At 64.8% G+C, this 18,824-nt stretch carries 17 protein-coding genes; 11 read left to right on the plus strand and 6 right to left on the minus strand.

The window, feature by feature from the left end; all coding sequences use genetic code 11:
- Positions 1–366: 366 nt before the first annotated feature.
- The 8 genes from coxB to ACVIW0_RS03495 all read left to right on the plus strand — a co-directional run bounded on the left by coxB (position 367) and on the right by ACVIW0_RS03495 (position 7,042).
- Positions 367–1,206 carry a cytochrome c oxidase subunit II gene (gene coxB, locus ACVIW0_RS03460; RefSeq protein ID WP_461351054.1) on the plus strand — a complete coding sequence of 280 codons (840 nt, stop codon included), beginning with the start codon at positions 367–369 and terminating at the stop codon, positions 1,204–1,206.
- An 82-nt stretch (positions 1,207–1,288) separates the two neighbouring features.
- Positions 1,289–2,917, plus strand: coding sequence for a cytochrome c oxidase subunit I (gene ctaD / locus ACVIW0_RS03465; protein WP_461351055.1), 1,629 nt, complete (start codon positions 1,289–1,291; stop codon positions 2,915–2,917).
- A gap of 64 nt (positions 2,918–2,981) precedes the next feature.
- Positions 2,982–3,920, plus strand: a complete 939-nt coding sequence (locus ACVIW0_RS03470; RefSeq protein ID WP_461351056.1) for a heme o synthase — start codon at positions 2,982–2,984, stop codon at positions 3,918–3,920.
- Positions 3,921–3,959: 39 nt separating this feature from the next.
- Complete coding sequence (locus ACVIW0_RS03475; protein WP_212012421.1) at positions 3,960–4,124, plus strand: CoxF protein; 165 nt, start codon at positions 3,960–3,962, stop codon at positions 4,122–4,124.
- A gap of 5 nt (positions 4,125–4,129) precedes the next feature.
- Entirely contained in the window at positions 4,130–4,759 is a 630-nt protein-coding gene (locus tag ACVIW0_RS03480; protein ID WP_461351057.1) for a cytochrome c oxidase assembly protein, read from the plus strand.
- Positions 4,760–4,866: 107 nt separating this feature from the next.
- A complete protein-coding gene (locus ACVIW0_RS03485; protein WP_461351058.1) occupies positions 4,867–5,763 on the plus strand; it encodes a cytochrome c oxidase subunit 3 in 897 nt (298 codons plus the stop codon).
- A 62-nt stretch (positions 5,764–5,825) separates the two neighbouring features.
- The gene (locus tag ACVIW0_RS03490; RefSeq protein WP_461351059.1) at positions 5,826–6,212 is read left to right on the plus strand and encodes a DUF983 domain-containing protein; all 387 of its coding nucleotides are present in this window, start codon (positions 5,826–5,828) and stop codon (positions 6,210–6,212) included.
- A complete protein-coding gene (locus ACVIW0_RS03495; RefSeq protein ID WP_461351060.1) occupies positions 6,209–7,042 on the plus strand; it encodes an SURF1 family protein in 834 nt (277 codons plus the stop codon). The genes ACVIW0_RS03490 and ACVIW0_RS03495 overlap by 4 nt, the downstream gene beginning before the upstream one ends.
- A gap of 10 nt (positions 7,043–7,052) precedes the next feature.
- Here the strand turns inward: ACVIW0_RS03495 and ACVIW0_RS03500 are convergent, their stop codons facing one another.
- From ACVIW0_RS03500 to ACVIW0_RS03510, 3 genes are read right to left on the minus strand one after another with little or no spacing between them, the layout of a single operon-like run.
- A complete protein-coding gene (locus ACVIW0_RS03500) occupies positions 7,053–10,172 on the minus strand; it encodes an efflux RND transporter permease subunit (RefSeq protein WP_461351061.1) in 3,120 nt (1,039 codons plus the stop codon).
- Positions 10,169–11,356: an efflux RND transporter periplasmic adaptor subunit gene (locus ACVIW0_RS03505; RefSeq protein ID WP_461351062.1), complete on the minus strand. Its 1,188-nt coding sequence runs from the start codon at positions 11,354–11,356 to the stop codon at positions 10,169–10,171. Before ACVIW0_RS03505 ends, ACVIW0_RS03500 begins: the two co-directional genes overlap by 4 nt.
- On the minus strand, positions 11,353–11,946 hold the full coding sequence (locus ACVIW0_RS03510) for a hypothetical protein (RefSeq protein WP_461351063.1): 594 nt from the start codon (positions 11,944–11,946) through the stop codon (positions 11,353–11,355). The genes ACVIW0_RS03505 and ACVIW0_RS03510 overlap by 4 nt, the downstream gene beginning before the upstream one ends.
- Before the next feature lie 81 nt (positions 11,947–12,027).
- On the opposite strand from ACVIW0_RS03510, the gene ACVIW0_RS03515 reads away from it, so the two are divergent.
- Positions 12,028–12,927, plus strand: coding sequence for a LysR family transcriptional regulator (locus ACVIW0_RS03515; RefSeq protein WP_461351064.1), 900 nt, complete (start codon positions 12,028–12,030; stop codon positions 12,925–12,927).
- Positions 12,928–13,005: 78 nt separating this feature from the next.
- Here the strand turns inward: ACVIW0_RS03515 and ACVIW0_RS03520 are convergent, their stop codons facing one another.
- Positions 13,006–14,607: a DHA2 family efflux MFS transporter permease subunit gene (locus ACVIW0_RS03520; protein ID WP_461351065.1), complete on the minus strand. Its 1,602-nt coding sequence runs from the start codon at positions 14,605–14,607 to the stop codon at positions 13,006–13,008.
- A gap of 15 nt (positions 14,608–14,622) precedes the next feature.
- Positions 14,623–15,861, minus strand: a complete 1,239-nt coding sequence (locus ACVIW0_RS03525) for an HlyD family secretion protein (RefSeq protein WP_461351066.1) — start codon at positions 15,859–15,861, stop codon at positions 14,623–14,625.
- A gap of 204 nt (positions 15,862–16,065) precedes the next feature.
- Between ACVIW0_RS03525 and ACVIW0_RS03530 the strand changes: the two genes are divergently transcribed.
- Positions 16,066–16,800: a TetR/AcrR family transcriptional regulator gene (locus ACVIW0_RS03530; RefSeq protein ID WP_461351067.1), complete on the plus strand. Its 735-nt coding sequence runs from the start codon at positions 16,066–16,068 to the stop codon at positions 16,798–16,800.
- 172 nt (positions 16,801–16,972) lie between these two features.
- A complete protein-coding gene (locus ACVIW0_RS03535; protein WP_461351068.1) occupies positions 16,973–17,791 on the plus strand; it encodes an outer membrane protein in 819 nt (272 codons plus the stop codon).
- Between the two features lie 29 nt (positions 17,792–17,820).
- Here ACVIW0_RS03535 and ACVIW0_RS03540 read toward each other — a convergent pair whose 3' ends face one another.
- Complete coding sequence (locus ACVIW0_RS03540; RefSeq protein ID WP_461351069.1) at positions 17,821–18,537, minus strand: dihydrofolate reductase family protein; 717 nt, start codon at positions 18,535–18,537, stop codon at positions 17,821–17,823.
- Positions 18,538–18,824 lie beyond the last annotated feature (287 nt).

Genomic DNA, 18,824 nt, shown 5'->3' on the forward strand with positions numbered 1-18,824 from the left:
GGATTGCGGCAACCCGCAGCGAATCAGGTTCTTAAAGAACACCCGCCTGTGGGTACATCCGGCAATCTCCCTGTCAAGCAGGGTGGACAATTGGTCCAAGGGCTTTCGCTTGATTTTGCGGGAAAAATCGCAACCGGCAGGTTCATCGCAGGCGCATGGCTTTCGGCCCCACTACTGCATTGCGAGCGCCTGAGAATTATGGTTTGAGAGGCTGGATTTCGACGCGTTCTAGCGATCTGGCTCCCGTACCCACCTTGACTCAGAGACGGGTATGTCCGGAAGGCCGTTTGTCAGGGCGGATCGTGCTGCATTTTCGGCCACATGCCGGGGGTGCTTTGGGGAACAATGCAAGGGAGCGCGAGCGGCATGAAGATGTCGATTGGCCGGTTGGGCAGGCAATTGCTGGGGTTGACGGTAGCGGGTGTGGCGTCGGTCGCCGCGGGATCGGCGTTCGCCGAAATGGGGCAGCCGGCCCCCTGGGAGCACACGCTGCAGGAGGGCGCGACCCCGGTGATGGAAAACATCATCTGGTTTCACAATTTCCTGCTGGTGCTGATCACCCTGATCACGCTGTTCGTGCTGGCGCTTCTCGTCATCGTGGTGGTGAAGTTCAACGCCAAGGCCAACCCGGTCCCCTCCAAGACCACCCACAACACGCTGATCGAAGTGGCCTGGACGCTGATCCCGGTCCTGATCCTGGTCGGCATCGCGGTGCCGTCGTTCCGCCTGCTGTTCCTTGAGCTCGACGTGCCGAAGCCGGACCTCACCGTGAAGGTCACCGGCAAGCAGTGGTACTGGTCCTACGCTTACCCGGATAACGGCAAGTTCGAGTTCGATTCGCTGTTGGACAAGGACAAGCAGCCCCGCCTGCTCGGCGTCGACAACGAGATGGTGGTTCCGGTCAACAAGGTGGTGCGGATCCAGACCACCGGCGCCGACGTGATCCACTCGTTCGCGGTGCCGGCGTTCGGCGTCAAGATCGACTCGATCCCCGGCCGCCTCAACGAGAGCTGGTTCAAGGCGACCAAGACCGGCGTGTTCTACGGCCAGTGCTCGGAACTGTGCGGCAAGGACCACGCCTTCATGCCGATCGCGGTCAGGGTCGTCAGCGATCAGGAATTCGCGACCTGGGTTGAAGGGGCGAAGAAGAAGTTTGCGACCAACCCGGCGAATTCCTACGCCTCGGCTGGTCAGGCGGCGCAGTAGGCCCGAACGGCTTACGGCACGTATGGAATAAGGGCGACGGGACCGCAAGGTCCGAGAGGGACTGCAAGGCAGGATTTTGAACATGGCGACAGGCGCAGCGACACACGACGATCACGCCCAAAATCACGGACATGACGATCACGCCCACCATCCGACCGGATGGCGGCGTTATCTCTACTCCACGAACCACAAGGACATCGGTACGATGTACCTGGTCTTTGCGGTGATCGCGGGCATCATCGGCGCGGCGATGTCGATCGCGATCCGTGCCGAGTTGATGTACCCGGGCGTCCAGATATTCCACGAGACGCACACCTATAACGTGTTCGTGACCTCGCACGGTCTGATCATGATCTTCTTCATGGTCATGCCGGCGATGATCGGCGGGTTCGGCAACTGGATGGTGCCGCTGATGATCGGCGCGCCGGACATGGCGTTCCCGCGCATGAACAACATCTCGTTCTGGCTGCTGCCGGCCTCGTTCGCGCTGCTCCTGATGTCCACCTTCGTCGAGGGCGAGCCGGGCGCCAACGGCGTCGGTGCGGGCTGGACCATATACGCGCCGCTGTCGACCTCGGGCCATCCCGGCCCGGCGGTCGACTTCGCGATCCTGTCGCTGCATCTCGCGGGTGCCTCGTCGATCCTCGGCGCCATCAACTTCATCACCACGATCTTCAACATGCGCGCGCCGGGCATGACCCTGCACAAGATGCCGCTGTTCGTGTGGTCGATCCTGGTCACCGTATTCCTGCTGCTCCTGTCGCTGCCGGTGCTCGCCGGTGCGATCACCATGCTGCTGACCGACCGCAATTTCGGCACCACCTTCTTTGCGGCTGACGGCGGCGGCGACCCGGTGCTATTCCAGCATCTGTTCTGGTTCTTCGGTCACCCCGAAGTGTACATCCTGATCCTGCCCGCCTTCGGCATGATCAGCCAGATCGTCTCCACCTTCTCGCGCAAGCCTGTGTTCGGCTATCTCGGCATGGCCTACGCGATGGTCGCGATCGGCGGCATCGGCTTCGTGGTGTGGGCGCACCACATGTACACCGTCGGCATGTCGTCGGCGACGCAGGCCTATTTCGTCGCCGCCACGATGGTGATCGCGGTGCCGACCGGCGTGAAGATCTTCTCCTGGATCGCCACGATGTGGGGCGGTTCGATCGAGTTCAAGGCGCCGATGATCTGGGCGATCGGCTTCATCTTCCTGTTCACCGTCGGCGGCGTCACCGGCGTCGTGCTGGCCAACGCCGGTGTCGACCGCGTGCTGCAGGACACCTATTACGTGGTGGCGCATTTCCACTACGTGCTGTCGCTCGGCGCCGTGTTCGGCATCTTCGCCGGCTGGTACTATTGGTTCCCGAAGATGTTCGGCTACATGTACTCGGAGAAGATCGCCAAGGCGCACTTCTGGTTCACCTTCGTCGGCGTCAACCTGGTGTTCTTCCCGCAGCACTTCCTCGGCCTGTCGGGCATGCCGCGCCGCTATGTCGACTATCCGGACGCGTTCGCCGGCTGGAACCTGATCTCCTCCTGGGGCTCCTACATCTCCGGCGTCGGCGTCCTGATCTTCATCTACGGCGTGATCGATGCCTTCGTCCGCAAGGAACAGGCCGCGAACAATCCGTGGGGCGCGGGTGCGACCACCCTGGAGTGGACGCTGACCTCACCGCCGCCGTTCCACCAGTTCGAAGTGCTGCCCCGCGTGCAGTAAGTCCCAGACAACGCGGCGCACCTCAAGCGTGCGTCGCGCCCTTTGAGAGAAGTGAGACCTGATCTTGTCGGTTGTCGATCACAACGCCATCGAGCTGCCCCGGATCTCCGAGGCCGAAGTGGGCGACTACATCGCGCTGCTGAAGCCGCGCGTGATGTCGCTGGTGATCTTCACCGCATTGGTCGGGCTGATGATCGCCCCGGTGCATGTGCATCCGGTGCTGGCGTTCACCTCGATCCTGTGCATCGCGGTCGGCGCCGGTGCCTCCGGTGCGCTCAACATGGCCTATGAGGGCGACGTCGACGCGCTGATGTCACGCACCGCCAACCGGCCGATCCCGCGCGGCCGGATCACGCCGACCGAGGCGGCGGCCTTCGGCATCACGCTCGCCTTCTTCTCGGTGATGACGCTCGGCATCCTGGTCAATTGGGTGGCTGGCGCGCTGCTGGCCTTCACGATCTTCTTCTATGCCGTGATCTACACGATGTGGCTGAAGCGCTGGACCGCGCAGAACATCGTGATCGGCGGCGCCGCCGGCGCGCTGCCGCCGGTGGTGGCGTGGGCCGCCGCGACCGGCTCGCTCTCGGTCGAGCCGATCCTGCTGTTCCTGATCATCTTCTTCTGGACCCCGCCGCACTTCTGGGCGCTGGCGCTGTTCCGCAGCGATGACTATGCGCGCGCCGGCATCCCGATGCTGCCGGTGGTCGCCGGTCCGGATGCGACCCGGCTGCAGATCCTGCTCTACACCATCGTGCTGGTCGCGATTGCTTTTGTGCCGTGGCCGCTCGGCTATTTCGACGCGATCTATGGCGTCACCTCGCTGGTGCTTGGCGCCGGCATGCTGTGGCTCGCCATCGCGGTCTATCGCCGCCGCGAGGGTGTTGCAGCCAGCCGCGCTACGCGCCGGCTGTTCGCCTTCTCGATCCTTTATCTGTTTGCGCTGTTCGCCGTCCTCCTCGCGGAGGTCGTGGTCCGCGCGATCCTGCCCGTCTTCATCGGGTAGAGGACGCCGGGGGGCCAGATGGGGGTGCACGGGATAGCAATGGACGACAAGAACGAACCAGAAGGCATCGTCCTCACCGAGGCGCAGCTCAAGAGCCGCCGCCAGCGCTCGATCGCCATTGCGCTCGCGCTTGGCGTCATGGTCGTGCTGTTCTTTGCCGTCACCCTCGTCAAGGGGCCAGCCGTGCTGGTGCGGCCGCTGTGAGCGAGATGGCGAACCAGGGACCGCTGCAAGGCGAGGGCGCCAAGGTCACGCGCCGCATGCTGACGCGCGACGCGCTGGTTGCCTCAATCTGCGGCTTCGTCGTGGTGCTGATGGTCGGCGCGTCCTACGCCGCGGTGCCGTTCTACAACTGGTTCTGCCGCACCACCGGCTTCAACGGCACCACCCAGGTGGCGACCTCGGCGCCTTCGGATGCGCCGCTCGAGCGTACCATCGCAGTCAGCTTCGATTCCAACGTCGCGCCGGGCCTGCCCTGGAAGTTCGAGGCCGAGCAGACCACGATCGACGTCAAGATCGGCCAGGTCGTCACGGTCTATTACACCGTGACCAACCAGTCGGCGCGCACCACCATCGGCCAGGCCGCCTATAACGTCGCGCCGCTGACGGTCGGCGCCTATTTCCAGAAGATCAACTGCTTCTGCTTCACTGAACAGACCATGGCCCCGGGCGAGAAGCGCGAGATGGCCGTGGTGTTCTATGTCGATCCGGCGCTGGCCAAGGACAGCGAGAACGACACGCTGAAGACGATCACTTTGTCCTACACCTTCTTCCCCGTGCGCGACGCCACGCCGAAGCCCGTGGCGGCCGGCGAGGCGGAGCAGCGCAAGGGCGGCTAGAGCATGATCCGGAAAAGTGGGGACCGGTTTTCCGAGAAGATCATGCTGATGAGATTGGAATTTTAAGATTAAGACGTGCCTTGCGGCACGCGAATGGAGAGACGGCAATGGCTGAGGCGCAAGTCAAGCATCACGACTATCATCTCGTCGACCCGAGCCCGTGGCCCGTGGTCGGCTCGATCTCGGCCTTCATCATGGCGTTCGGCGCGATCGGCTGGATGCATCACATGTACTCCGCCGCGCCGATCGTGTTCGGTATCGGCACCATCGGCGTGCTCTACACCATGGCGAGCTGGTGGAGCGACGTGATCAAGGAAGCCCAGTACAAGGGCGACCACACCCGCGTGGTGCAGATCAGCCACCGCTACGGCATGATTCTGTTCATTGCCTCCGAGGTGATGTTCTTCGTCGCCTGGTTCTGGGCCTTCTTCAACTCGGCGCTGTTCCCGGCCGATGCGGTGCATGCCACGCGCGATGCGGTGTTCGGCTGCGGGCCCGGCACGGCGATGGGCGCCTGCTCGGTGCCCGGCACCTGGCCGCCGAAGGGCATCGAGACCTTCGATCCCTGGCATTTGCCGCTGCTCAACACGCTGCTGCTCTTGACCTCGGGCACCACCGTCACCTGGGCGCACCATGCACTGCTCGAGAACGATCGCCAGGGCCTCAAGCAGGGCCTGATCCTGACCGTGATCCTCGGCGCCTGCTTCACCTGTGTGCAGGCCTATGAGTACGCCCATGCGACGTTCTCGTTCGGTGGCAATGTCTATGGCGCGACCTTCTTCATGGCGACCGGGTTCCACGGCTTCCACGTGCTGGTCGGCACCATTTTCCTGCTGGTCTGCCTGATCCGCGCCTATGCCGGCCACTTCACGCCGAAGCAGCACCTCGGCTTCGAATTCGCCGCCTGGTACTGGCACTTCGTCGACGTGGTCTGGCTGTTCCTGTTCATCTGCATCTACGTCTGGGGCCACGGCGCCGAGTCGATGGCCCACGGCGCCCACTAACTTCTCTGACGTGCTAAGAGGGGGCGGCCTGGTGGCCGCCCCTTTGCTTTTGAAGAGAACCAATGACCGATACCCCGCCCACCGTGACCGAGAGCGCGCTCCGCGGCATCGCCTGCCGCTGCCCGCGCTGCGGCAAAGGCAAGCTCTATTCCGGCTTCCTGACGCTGGCGCCGCGCTGCCAGGCCTGCGGCCTCGACTACGCCTTCATCGATGCCGGCGACGGACCGGCGGTCTTCATCATCATGCTGGCCGGCGCCATCGTGGTCGCGGCCGCGTTGATCGTGGAAGTGAAGTACCAGCCGCCGTTCTGGTTGCATGCCGCGCTGTGGCTGCCGTTGATCGTGGTGACAACGATCCTGCCGCTGCGTTCGATGAAGGCGCTGCTGATCGCGCTGCAATTCCACCACAAGGCCGCGGAAGGCCAGTTGATCGAGCGCGACCCGAAATGAACGAGACCACGAACAAAGCGTTGTCCGGCGAAGTGGGCGCCGGTTCGCGCCAGGAAAACGCGTCAAAAAGTTCACCTCGGCCGAGCGCGGCCGGCTTCGGTATTTTCACGCTGATCCTGATCGTAGTATTTGTTGCCCTCGGCGTCTGGCAATTGCAGCGTCGGGTCGAGAAGCACGCGTTGATCGCAGCACTCGACGCGCGGCTGGCCGCGCCGACCGAGGCGTTGCCGCCGCCCTCGGCATGGCCCACGCTGACCTCAGCCAAGGATGAATTCCGTCGCGTCACGCTGACCGCGACCTATGCGAAGCTGCCCGACGCGATGGTGTTCAGCTCCGGCTCCGCGGTGCGCGACGATGTCAGTGGCCCCGGCACCTGGGCATTCCTGCCGGCGAAGCTCGCCAGCGGTGAGACCGTCGTGGTCAACACCGGCTTCGTCCAGAACACGATGCAGGACCGTGCCTTCGAGGATCGCGTCACCGGGCGCCTCGTTGGCGGCGCGCCGGTCGAACTCACGGGCTATCTCCGATTTCCCGAACCGCCGGGCCGGCTGACGCCGAAGGAAGATGCGGCGAAGCGGCTGTGGTTCGTGCGCGATCATCGCGCGATGGCGCAGGCGCTCGGCTGGGGCCAAGATGGCGCTCAAGTCGCGCCGTTCTATATCGATCTCGAGGCGCCGGTGCCGGACAGCGGCACGCCGAAGCCGGGACCGCTCAAGGTGCGGCTCAAGGACGACCATATGCAATACGCCATCACCTGGTTCGCGCTGGCCGCCGCAGTCACGGTCGCCTTCGGCCTGTGGTGGCGCGGCCAGCGCCGCCGGGCGGGTTAAGACGAGCGTGTCACGAAGCCGCCTCGGGCTCGTGCGGCGCGGCCTCTCGCGCACCTGCGCGCAGCTTGCCTAACGACCGGCTGATCCTGTCGAGATAGATGTAGACGACCGGCGTCGTGAACAGCGTCATCAGCTGCGAGACGATCAGCCCGCCGACGATCGCGAAGCCGAGCGGTTGGCGCAATTCCGAGCCGGTGCCGGTGCCGATCATCAGCGGCACGCCGCCGAGCATCGCGCACATCGTCGTCATCAGAATCGGGCGGAACCGGGCCCGGCAGGCCTGATAGATCGATTGTTCGGCGGAGAGATGCTGGTGCCGCTCGGCCTGGAGCGCGAAATCGATCAGCATGATGCCGTTCTTCTGCACGATCCCGATCAGCAGGATGATGCCGATAAGCCCGATCACGTCGAGCCCGAAGCCGAACGCCCACAGCGCGAGCAGCGCGCCGAGTCCGGCGGACGGCAGGGTCGAGAGGATCGTGACCGGATGGATCGTGCTCTCATAGAGCATGCCGAGGATCAGATAGACGGCGACCACCGCGGCGAGGATCAGGATCGGCGTCGACGCCAGCGCGGCCTGGAACGCCTGCGCGTTACCCTGGAAGCTGGTGACCACCGTCGACGGCACGTGCAGGTCGGCGGTCGCCTTCTGCACGGCTGCGACCGCGGTTCCCACCGCCGTGCCTGGCGCCAGATTGAAGCTCAGCGTCACCGATGGAAATTGGCTTTGATGATTCACGGCGAGCGGCGCGGTGCCGTAGTCGATGCTCGCGATCTGGCTCAAGGGCACCATCGTCCCCGCGGACGAGCGGATGTAGATGCGGTTCAGCGCGTAGGGGCCGAGTTGGAACGACGGATCGACCTCCAGGATCACGTAATAGGTATTGAGCGTCGTGAACAGCTGGGCGACATGCCGCTGGCCGAATGAATCATAGAGCGTGTTGTCGATCGCGGCCGGATCGATGCCGAGGCGGGAGGCCGCGTCGCGGTCGATCTGCAGCTTGAGCTGACGCGCGGCGTTGGCCTGGTCGGTGGCGACGTCGGCCAGCTCCGGCAACGTCTTCAGCTTCTGATACAGCTTGCCGGCCCACAGATTGAGCTCGTCCTGGTTCACGTCGGTGAGGGTGAACTGGTACTGCGTCTTGGACAGACGGCTGGCGAGATTGATGTCCTGCGTCGCCTGCATGAACACCGACATGCCCTTGATCTTCTGCAGCGCGGTATCGAGCTGCCGGATCACCTGATCGGCGGACGCATCGCGCTCGGCGCGCGGCTTCAACAGCACGAACAGGCGGCCATTGTTCTCGGTCACGGTCGGGCCGCCCGGTCCGATATAGCCGGTTGCATTGGCGACGGCAGGATTCCTGGCGATAACGTCGATCACGCTCCGCTGCAGCGTCGCCATCTGCGCCGGCGAGATGTCAGCCGAGGCCTCGGTGATGCCGGTGATCATGCCGGTGTCCTGCTGCGGGAAGAAGCCCTTGGGAATGCCCACGAACAGCAGGCCGGTCACCGCGACGCTTGCCAGCATGATCGACAGCGTCGTCGCCCTGTAGCGCAGCGCGGCGGCCAGCACGGCTTCATAGGCGGTCTGGATCGCAACGAAGCCACGCTCCAGCGTGCGCGAGGTGATTCCGGCCTCGGTGCCCTGGTGCGGCGATAGCAGATAGGCGCACATCATCGGCGTCAGCGTCACCGAGACGATCACCGACACGACGATGGAAACGCAGACCGTAACGGCGAATTCCTGGAACATGCGGCCGATCACCCCGCCCATCAGCAGCAGCGGGATGAACACCGCGATCAGCGAGACCGAGATCGAGATGATGGTGAAGCCGATCTCGCCGGCGCCCTTCAGCGCGGCCTGCATCGGAGAGAGGCCTTCCTCGATATGCCGCGAGATGTTCTCGATCATCACGATGGCGTCGTCGACGACGAAGCCGACCGCGATCGACAGGCCCATCAGCGACAGATTGTCGAGGCTGTAGTTGAGCAGATACATCACGCCGAAGGTGCCGATCAGCGAGATCGGGACCGACACCGCAGGGATGATGGTCGCCCACAGATTGCGCAGGAACAGGAAGATCACGCCGACCACCAGCGCGATGGTCAGCACCAGGGTGAACTGAACGTCGGCGACGCTGGCCCGGATGGTCTGCGTGCGGTCGGAAGCGATCTGAACCTTGATGTCGGACGGCAGGCTCGACACCAGCTGCGGCAGCAGCTTCTTGATGCCATCGACTGTGCTGATCACGTTGGCGCCGGGCTGGCGCTGGATCGCGAGGATGACCGCCGGCTTGTCATTGTACCAGCCGTGCAGCGTAACGTCCTCGGCCGCCACGATGGCATGCCCGATATCGCGCAGCCGGACCGGCGCGCCGTTGCGATAGGCGATGATCAGATCGTCATACTTGCTCGCGACCAGCACCTGGTCGTTGGTGGCGAGCGTATAGGCCTGCTGGCTGCCGTAGAGCACGCCCTTGGGCTGGTTCACGGTGATGTTGCCCAGCGTGGTGCGCAGCTGCTCGAGGTCGAGCCCCGCGGCGGCGAGCTTGGCCGGATTGACCTGCACCCTGATCGACGGCTTCTGCATGCCGCCGATGGTGACGAGCGAGACGCCCGGCACTTGCGACAATTTCTGCGCCAGGATGCTGTCGGCATAGTCGTCGACCTTGGTCAGCGGCTCGGTGTCCGACATCAACGCGATCAGCAACACCGGGACGTCGGCCGGATTGACCTTATGGAAGGTCGGCGGCGACGGCATGGTCTTGGGCAATTGCCCCGATGCCGCATCGATCGCCGTCTGCACGTCCTGCGCGGCGGCATCGACACTGCGGTTCAGCGCGAATTGCAGCGTGATCTGGGTGTTGCCGAGCCCGCTGCTCGAGCTCATGCCGGTCAGACCCGCGATCTGGCCGAACTGCCGCTCCAGCGGGGTTGCGACCGAGGAGGCCATGGTCTGTGGGTCGGCGCCGGGCAATTGCGCCGTGACCTGGATGGTCGGGGTATCCACCGTCGGCAGCGCCGAGACCGGCAGCCTCACGAAAGCGATCATGCCGACCAGCACGATGGCGATAGCGAGAAAGGCGGTGGCGACGGGCTTGCGGATGAATCCTGCGGAGACGTTCATGGCAGCATCCCTGCGCTTGCGGTGGTTGCGTCCTGGACCTGGTCTTTCTTGTCGTCGGGCACGATCTCGACCGTGGTCCCCGGATTGAGCCGGTACTGGCCCGCGGTGACGACGGTCTCGTTGGCGGTGAGGCCCTGCTCGATCAGGATCTGCCCGTCGCGCGATTGACCGGTCGTGACATTGCGGATGTTGACGACGTTGTTCGGGCCGACAACATAGGCGAAGCTGCCGTCCGGCCCCTGGCGCACTGCCGTCAGCGGCACGGTGAGTGCGTTGTGGCGAATCGCGATCGTCAGATGGACGTTGACGAAGGTGCCGGGCCACAGCGTGTTGCCGGCATTTGGAAACGACGCCTTCAACTGCACGGTGCCGGTCGAGCTGTCGACCTGGTTGTTGATCAGCATCAGGCTGCCGTGGTCGAGCTTGTGCTTGTTTTGGGCGTCATAGACCTCGACCGAGGCGTCGCCGGATGCCAGCGCCTGCTGCACGCCGGGGATATCGCCGGACGGCAGCGTGAAAATCACCGCGATCGGCTGCAGCTGGGTGAGCACGACGAGCCCGTTGCTGTCGGTCGGGTGCACGATGTTGCCGGGATCGATGCGGCGGATGCCGGTGACGCCGTCGAACGGCGCCGTGATGGTTGCGAAGCTCAGTTGGGTCTGCGCCGCTTCCAGCGCCGCCTTGTCGAGTGCGACGGTGCCTTCGCCCTGCGAGACCTGCGAATCCTGTGTATCAAGCAATTGCTGGGTGGCGAAACCGCGATTGGCGAGCGGCTGGGTTCGCGCCAGATTGGTCCTGGCGTTCTTCAGGCTCGCCTCGTCGCGCGCCAGCGCGGCCTCGGCCTGGTCGACCTGGGCCTCGTAGACCCGCGGGTCGATCCTGGCCAGCACATCACCGCGCTTCACCTGCTTGCCCTCGACGAAATCGACGCTGTCGAGCGTGCCCTGCACCTGGGTGCGGATGGTGGCCGTGTTGAGCGGCGTCACCGTGCCGAGGCCCTCGAGCACGATCGGTACATCATGCTGCAGGACTTTTGCCGCCGTTACCGGGACGGCGGACGGGACGGTTTGCGGCTCGGTCGTTTGCCTCGCGCCGTCTGGCCGATATGCGGCATAGGCGCCGGCGCCGATTACGGCGGCGGCCGCCAGGCCCGCGCATGCGATCTTGAAAGTCTTCGATGTCATGGGTCACCAGCTCCTTCGGTTGTCCGGCGTCCGATCGTTGCAACCAGCTCCAGGACAAAGGTTTCAGTTGCGCTCGCAGCGGCCGCTTCAGCTCTGCGGCCGGCAGTCAGGTCGAGATTGATGATGCGCGCGTCGAGATCGGCGGCGCGCAGTGCGTCGATCAGGCTATCTTGCGGCTCGTCGTCGTGATGAATGACAAGCCGGATTGCGGTCACGGTCGGCACCACGGGAAACGGCAGCGCGTCGGAGGAGACGTCGATGGCGACAATGCCGCCGCAGGGCAATTCGCCGCGCAGCGCCAATTCGAGCGTGCGCCGCGCGACTGCTCCTTCGCCGAGAAGGATTAGCTGCCGCGGGGCCATGCCGGTACGATCGAGCGCGTCCGCGACGCCGCTCAGGATGTCGGCATAGCTGGTCTCGCCAAGCGCGATCGGCAGCCATGTCGCGAGCGGCGTGAGCTGCTGCCAGCGTGCGAAGGTTTCCGGCATGGCGATCTCGGCGGCATCGGGGGCGGCCAGGACGCCGACCAGCACACCCGCCGTGGCGGGGAGGGGCGGGACCGCGATGATGCTGTGCGGGCTCTTGGGCATGCCCGGAAGCTGGGACCGCGCCAGATATTATTCAAATGAATTGTCTTTATCCGTCAATTCATATCGTGCATGATGTAGGGCATGCGGATGCGCAATCTCGACCTCAATCTGCTGCTGGTGTTCGACGCCGTCATGCGCGAGCGCAGCGTGGTGCGCGCGTCCGACGCGCTCGCCATCAGCCAGCCCGCCGTGAGCCACGCGCTGAACCGGTTGCGTCATGCGCTGAAGGACCAGCTGTTCGTCCGCACGCCGGCCGGCATGCTGCCGACGCCGCGCGCCGAAGCGCTGGCGCTGCCGGTCCGCAAGGCGCTGAGCGATTTGCAACTCGCCGTCGAGGGCGAGCGGTTCGACCCGGCGCAGGCGGAGCGGCGCTTCAGTATTGCCGTCAACAATTACGCCGCGGTGGTCGTGGCCGGCGCGATCATCGCGGCGGTGCGCGCGCAAGCGCCCAAGGTGCGGCTGATGCTGGTGCCGAGCGGCACGCTCAATCTCGCCGACCGGCTCGACCGCGGTGAACTCGATCTTGCGATCTCGGCGCGCGCCCTGGACGGCGAGCGCTTTGCATCCCGCCGGTTGATCGAGGATCGCTTCGTCGCGGTGCTCCGCGCCGGTCATCCGGCGTTGCGCAAGAAGCTGACCGGCGAGACGCTGGTCGAGCTGCCGCACCTTGCGATCACCTCCAGCGGCGAGGATCTGGATTTCATCGATGCGTGGCTGCGAGCCCGCAAGGCCGAGCGCACCATCGCCTCCGATGTGCCGTATCTGTCCGCCGGCGCCGTCCTGGTGCAATCGAATATGGTCGCGATCCTCGGCCGCAAGCTCGCGCTCGAATTCCGCCGCGCCTATCCGATCGAGATGCGGGACCTGCCGCTCGACGCATCGAAGCTGCAGAGCGTGATGAGCTGGCACCGCCGCTTCGACGATCTGCCCGCACACCGCTGGCTGAGGGACACGATCATTGCCGCCACGAGCGGCATTTAGCCTCTGTCGAGACGATCCAAAGCGATACGCCCGCGCCGATCCCGGCGCGGGCGTCGTGCAGCTGACCTCCGCTGTTCGTCAATGGCCGACAGGAGCGGGGCCACCCAGCTTGACCTTGCGCAAGGTTAGCGCCAGCGGGATTGCCGACAGCGCGATCAGCATCAGTACCCAGAACGCATCCATGTAGGACAGGAACGAGGCCTGGATCTGCACCTGCTGGCCGATCCACTGGATCGCCTGTTGATGCGCCTGCGCCAGCGCATTGCCCTGGGCGACGAAGTAGTCGGTGACCTGCTGTAGCGTGTCCTGGTATTGCGGGCTCGACGGCATCACCTGCTCGACCAGCCGGCTCTGGTGGAATTGCTCGCGGTGCGTCAGCACGTTTGAGACGAGCGAGACGCCGATCGAACCGCCGGTATTGCGTGCCGCGTTGATCAGGGCGGAGGCTTGGTCGGTCTTTCCGGCGGGAATGCCGTCATAGGACGCCGTCATGATCGGAATGAAGATCAGCGGCAGGCCGATGCCGATCAGCATGCGCGAGCGCGCCATGAACCAGAAGCCGAGATCGCCATACACGTTGGTCATGCTGTACATCGAGGCCGCGATCACCAGCGCGCCGGCGATGATCAGGTATTTCGGCTGCACCCTTGCGGCGAGCCGGCCGACCACGAACATCATCAGCATGGTGACCACGCCGCCGGGCGACAGCACGAGGCCGGCCCAGGTTGCGGTGTAGCCGAAATCCTGCTGCACCAGCTGCGGCAGGAACTGGGTGGTCGCGAGCAGGATGGCGCCGGTCGCCAGCATCACCAGGAAACTTGCGCCGAACTGGCGGGTCGCGACCATCCGCAAATCGATCATCGGATTGCGGCGGGTCATCTCCCACGGGATCATCAGCACGAAAGCGGTGGCGCAGATCGCCGCCGAGATGACGATGAAGGACGATCCGAACCAGTCGTCCTCCAGGCCGCGGTCGAGCGTCACCTCGAGCGCGCCGAGGAAGGTCGCCACCAGCGCGAAGCCGATGACATCGAATGAGTTGTCCTGCTTCTGGTCCTTGTTCTGTTCACGGGCCTTCGCCGGCTCCCGCAGCACCGCGGCGATCGCAATCGTCGCGAACAGGCCGACCGGCGCGTTGATCAGAAAACACCAGTGCCAGGACAGATTGTCGGAGAGCCAGCCGCCGAGCGTCGGGCCAACCACCGGCGCCACCACCACGGCGATGCCGAACACCGCAAACGCCTGTCCGCGCTTGGCCGGCGGGAACGCATCCGCCAGGATCGATTGCGCCACCGGCACCATGCCGCCACCGCCGAGACCTTGCAGGATGCGAAACAGCAGCAACGCGTTCAGATTGGGCGCGAAGCCGCACAGGATCGAGCTGACGGTGAAGATGCCGAGGCAGATCAGGAAGAACGTCTTCCGCCCCAGCATCTTGGCGAGAAAGCTGGAGGCGGTCAGGATGATGGCGTTGGACACCAGATAGGAGGTGACCACCCAGGAGGCTTCATCCTGGCTCACGCCCATGCCGCCGGCGATATAGGGTAGCGCGACGTTGGCGATGGTGGTGTCGAGCACCTCCATGAAGCTCGCGAGAGCGACCACGATGGCGATCAGCCAGGGATTGACCGTGACGTTCGGAACAGGGAGGCTCTTGGCCTCGATTGCTGCTGCACTCATGACATTCTCCCGGAATCAGAGCTTGCCAAGCCGCTCGAGCAGCGACGGTGATGAATTGATCCGCACCGTCGGCACCACGGACATGCCCGGGCCGAGTGCGACTTCGGTCGGCGGATTGTCCATCACGATCTTGACCGGCACGCGCTGCACGATCTTGACGTAATTGCCGGTGGCGTTCTGCGCCGGCAGCAGCGAGAACGCGGTGCCGGAGCCGGGCTGCACGCTCTCGACATGACCCTGGATGGTGCGGCCCGGATAGGCGTCGATCTTCAGCGTCACCGTCTCGCCCGGACGCATCTTGTCGAGCTGGATCTCCTTGAAGTTCGCGGTGACCCAGGTCTGGTCGGGCACGAACATCGTCAGATTTGTGCCGGCCTGCGCGAACTGGCCGACGGCCGCCGACAAATTGACGACGCGGCCCGGCTGCGCCGCGGTCACCGTGGTGTAGGACAGATTGAGCTTGGCCTGGTCGCGCTGCGCCTCGGCCTGGGCGAGGTTGGCGACCGCGCTCTTGCGCTGCGCCTTCAGCGATTCCACCTGGCGCTGCGCGAGGTTCAGCGTCGCCTGCGCGCTCAGGAGCGACGCCTGCTGCTGATGCAGTTGCGAGGTGTACTGCTCGGAATTCTGCACCGTGCCGTAGCCGGTCTGCTCCAGGTGCTGATAGCGCGTCGCCTGCTGCTGGGCGAAGGTCAGCGCCGCCTGCGCTTGATCGACCTGGGCCTGGTTGGCCGCGATCTGCGCCTGCTGCACGTCGAGCTGCGCATCGACATTCTCGATGCTGGCCTGCGCGGCGGCGACCTGCGCCTCGGCCTGCGCCAGCGCCACGCGATAGTCGCGATCGTCGAGCCGGGCGATCACGTCGCCCGCCGCGACATGCTGGTTATCGGTGACCGGAACCGCGGTGATGTAGCCGGAGACCTTCGGCGCCAGCGCGGACTGCCGCGCCGCGATGAAGGCGTCGTCGGTGGATTCGAAATGCTCGGCGTAGTCCATGTAGAGATAGCCGCCGCCGAGCGCGGCAGCGAGCAGCACGGCGCCGATTGCGGAGACGACCGGACGGCGGCGCAGGAAGCCGCGCTTCTTCGGCGCGGCCTCCGGCGGGATCGTTGCCGGCGGGGCGGGCTCCTTCGCCACCGGCCGCTCCTGCGCGGGAGCCCGCGCGTTGAACTTTGGGCTGACGGGCTCGTGGGAGGGCGCGCCCTCGATACCTTGGTGCCCCTGTTGGTCGCGCTCCAACACTGTGTCTACGAACATGATGGCTGCTCCTGCAGTTGAGCGAGGTCTGCACGGCCTTCGCAAAAGGGAACGATACCGTTCCGTTCTGTGCGGCATTTAGTCCCGCGGCCGTGCGCCGTCAATAGAAACGGAACCGTGCCGTTCTATTTACAACTAGATGTGATTGGCCTATATTGCCTGATGTTGCCGGCCGAACCGGCTCATGGAACCCGGGTCAAGGCGATGACGACCAGCACCCTGAAGATGCCGCGGGCGCCCAACACCAAGGTGGCGGCGAGGAAGATGAGGCCGGTCGAGGTCCGTGCCGGGCGGCCGCCGAAGGAGCTCGCCGGCGAGGTCGATGCGCGTATCCTCGATGCGGCGCGCAAGGTCTTCCTGCAACGCGGCTTCGAAGGCGCCAGCATCGACGAGATCGCGGACGTCGCGCGCTCCGGCAAGCGCACGATCTATGCGCGCTTCCAGGACAAGCGGGCGCTGTTCACCGAGGTGGTGACGCGGGACATCCTGTCACGTATCGCGGAGTTCAAGGCGGATGCGCCGCTCGGCGTGACGGTGGAGGAGCGCCTCACCAGCGTCGCCTCGACCCTGCTGCATTGGGGGCTCGACGCGGACCGGATCGGCCTGATGCGGCTCGCCATTGCCGAGGCACATCGCTTTCCCGATCTCGCCGCCACCGTCAACCGCAGGGCGCGCGCGCTCGCCACCGAGCTCGGCATCCATCTGCTGCGCGACCTGACGCAATCCGACGAGCTCGGCAAACTGCCGGCCTTCGCGCCGGAGCAACTGCCGACCACGGCGCGCCTGTTCCTCGACATGATCGCGGTGCCGATGCTGCTCAGGGCGCTGTTCGAGGTCGACCTGAAGGCGCTTGATCCCGAGATCGACGAGCATGTCGCACGCGGCGTCGCGTTCTTCGTTGCTGGATGTAGAAGCGGTTTCCCGGTAGAAACCAATTGATCCGAGCATTGACGCGAGACGACTTCGGTCAGCGGGTTGCCAGCGCAGATCGTTGCAGCTCCGCTACAGCGCTTGGAAAAGAATCCAACTCGAATGAGGCCTGCTGTCGCAGGCCTCCCGTCCGTGGCACAACCTTAAGTCAGGCGGTTTCGCCGGGTGCAATGGAATGGGAATGCGTGGTTTTGCAATTGTCGGGGCCGGCCTGATTTCATTTTTGGGGTTTGCAAGCGCGGCATCCGCCGCCGACCTGTTGGAGCGCAGCTGGAGCAAGGCTCCGCCTTTGGTGGCTCCGGCGTTCAACTGGTCCGGATTCTACGCCGGCGTCAATGTGGGCGGCGGCTGGTATGATGGTGGTGGCATCACCACCAGCAGCAATGTCATTTCAATCTTGGGCCCCGGCAACGTTGTTCGTGTCCCTGCTTCGGACAGCAACCAAGCGGGCGTAACCGCTGGCGGATCGCTCGGATACAATTATCAGATCGACAAGGTCGTCCTCGGGGTGGAAGCCGATTTCAACTATGTCGACCTGAAATCGACCAGGAATGGCAGCGCCACCGCTGCCTTCGCCGGTGGTGTGACGAGAAGCTTCAATCTTCAAAACACCAGCAAGGTCGACTGGTTCGGTACCGGGCGGGGTCGCATCGGCTTTATGCCGGCCGAGCGCCTGCTGATCTATGCGACAGGCGGTCTCGCCTATGGCGAGGTAAAGACCAACATCGCCAATTCGTCAGCGTTTTCCAATGGCCTGTTGCGGCTTTGGCTTGGCGACAACTCCGACGTCCGCGTCGGCTGGACCGCCGGCGGTGGCACCGAATATGCCTTCACCAACAACTGGACGCTGCGCGGCGAATATCTCTACGTCGATCTCGGCGCAAGCGGCACCACGGCGACATTCCAGGGCATCGATCCGGTGCAGAGTCAAATCCGGTACAACGCCAGCCGCCAGAGCAGGTTCAGCGTCGCCCGCGCCGCGTTGAGCTACAAGTTCTGACGCAGGCTGGAGCGAAGCGCCGGGATCGTTCAGCCCGGTGCGCGCTCCACGGCGTGCCGCAGCCAGACCATGCCGCCTTCCAGCGTCTCGCAATGCGTCAGCCGCAGCGATTGCCCGGCGCCGGGCCGGTCGCCCTCGGGGCCGTGATAGTCGACGATGCATTGCGATCCCGCGACGCCGTCGACCGCCGGATGGATCAACGTGCTGAATTCGTCGATCAGCCCATGCTTGAGGAACGCGCCATTGATGCCGCCGCCGCCTTCGAGCAGCAACGTCTTGGCGCCGAACAGCGCGGCACATTGCGCCATCGCGCCCGGCAGGTCGTCGCCCTTCGGGCCGGCAAAGATGTAGGACGCGCCGTCCTCGCGCAGCTCGGCGAGATGGGCGTCGGAAACCTGCTCGCCGAGCACCGCGACCGCGTGATCGCCGCCGACATTGTCCTTGCCGAAATGCACCCGGCCCGACGGATCGATGCCGATGGCAAGCTTGCGGCTGGCGCGGTTGCCGAGATGCGGCTCGCGCGGCAGCTTCGGCGGGTTGGCGATGTGCCGCTCGGTTCCCTTGGCCATCTCGTTCATGGTGACGCGGCCGATGATCCAGCCATCGGCATCGAAGCCGTCATGGATCCGCTCGTAATGCGAGCGCAGCACGTCGGCCGGGATACCAGCAGCGGCCTTGGTGAAGCGGCTGGGATGAAGCCGGCCGTCGATCGACGTGCCCATGTGGCAGATGATGTGGGGTCGCATGAGTGCTCTTGTTGCGATGTATGCCGACGGGGCGCGGCGGTTTGGGTCATCTCATTTAGGTCGCCGCGGTCGAACGCTCAACGTCAGTTTCGGTGCGATGCTTCAACTCTGGTTGTGCGGGCCTCCTTCAAAGTGAGGTGAGCACACGCATCAGGCTCCCTGCCCCGTTGCGGGGACCTTGCGGGGAAGGGTGGGGAGAGGGGTAAGCCCCGGACGATAGTGTTGATACGTGCATTGACGTTGCAATCTTGCACGTGTCGTCGACGACGATGCTGAGAGAGTGCGCC

The organism is Bradyrhizobium sp. USDA 4454, assembly GCF_054822705.1.

What these genes read in the sequence shown, in the direction of transcription:
- ACVIW0_RS03500 (WP_461351061.1), bottom strand. Translation starts at nt 10,172, where the DNA reads ATGAACGTCTCCGCAGGATTCATCCGCAAGCCCGTCGCCACCGCCTTT.
- coxB (WP_461351054.1), top strand. Translation starts at nt 367, where the DNA reads ATGAAGATGTCGATTGGCCGGTTGGGCAGGCAATTGCTGGGGTTGACG.
- ACVIW0_RS03520 (WP_461351065.1), bottom strand. Translation starts at nt 14,607, where the DNA reads ATGAGTGCAGCAGCAATCGAGGCCAAGAGCCTCCCTGTTCCGAACGTC.
- ACVIW0_RS03505 (WP_461351062.1), bottom strand. Translation starts at nt 11,356, where the DNA reads ATGACATCGAAGACTTTCAAGATCGCATGCGCGGGCCTGGCGGCCGCC.
- ACVIW0_RS03540 (WP_461351069.1), bottom strand. Translation starts at nt 18,537, where the DNA reads ATGCGACCCCACATCATCTGCCACATGGGCACGTCGATCGACGGCCGG.
- ACVIW0_RS03530 (WP_461351067.1), top strand. Translation starts at nt 16,066, where the DNA reads ATGACGACCAGCACCCTGAAGATGCCGCGGGCGCCCAACACCAAGGTG.
- ctaD (WP_461351055.1), top strand. Translation starts at nt 1,289, where the DNA reads ATGGCGACAGGCGCAGCGACACACGACGATCACGCCCAAAATCACGGA.
- ACVIW0_RS03490 (WP_461351059.1), top strand. Translation starts at nt 5,826, where the DNA reads ATGACCGATACCCCGCCCACCGTGACCGAGAGCGCGCTCCGCGGCATC.
- ACVIW0_RS03480 (WP_461351057.1), top strand. Translation starts at nt 4,130, where the DNA reads ATGGCGAACCAGGGACCGCTGCAAGGCGAGGGCGCCAAGGTCACGCGC.
- ACVIW0_RS03510 (WP_461351063.1), bottom strand. Translation starts at nt 11,946, where the DNA reads ATGCCCAAGAGCCCGCACAGCATCATCGCGGTCCCGCCCCTCCCCGCC.
- ACVIW0_RS03485 (WP_461351058.1), top strand. Translation starts at nt 4,867, where the DNA reads ATGGCTGAGGCGCAAGTCAAGCATCACGACTATCATCTCGTCGACCCG.
- ACVIW0_RS03495 (WP_461351060.1), top strand. Translation starts at nt 6,209, where the DNA reads ATGAACGAGACCACGAACAAAGCGTTGTCCGGCGAAGTGGGCGCCGGT.
- ACVIW0_RS03525 (WP_461351066.1), bottom strand. Translation starts at nt 15,861, where the DNA reads ATGTTCGTAGACACAGTGTTGGAGCGCGACCAACAGGGGCACCAAGGT.
- ACVIW0_RS03515 (WP_461351064.1), top strand. Translation starts at nt 12,028, where the DNA reads ATGCGGATGCGCAATCTCGACCTCAATCTGCTGCTGGTGTTCGACGCC.
- ACVIW0_RS03535 (WP_461351068.1), top strand. Translation starts at nt 16,973, where the DNA reads ATGCGTGGTTTTGCAATTGTCGGGGCCGGCCTGATTTCATTTTTGGGG.
- ACVIW0_RS03475 (WP_212012421.1), top strand. Translation starts at nt 3,960, where the DNA reads ATGGACGACAAGAACGAACCAGAAGGCATCGTCCTCACCGAGGCGCAG.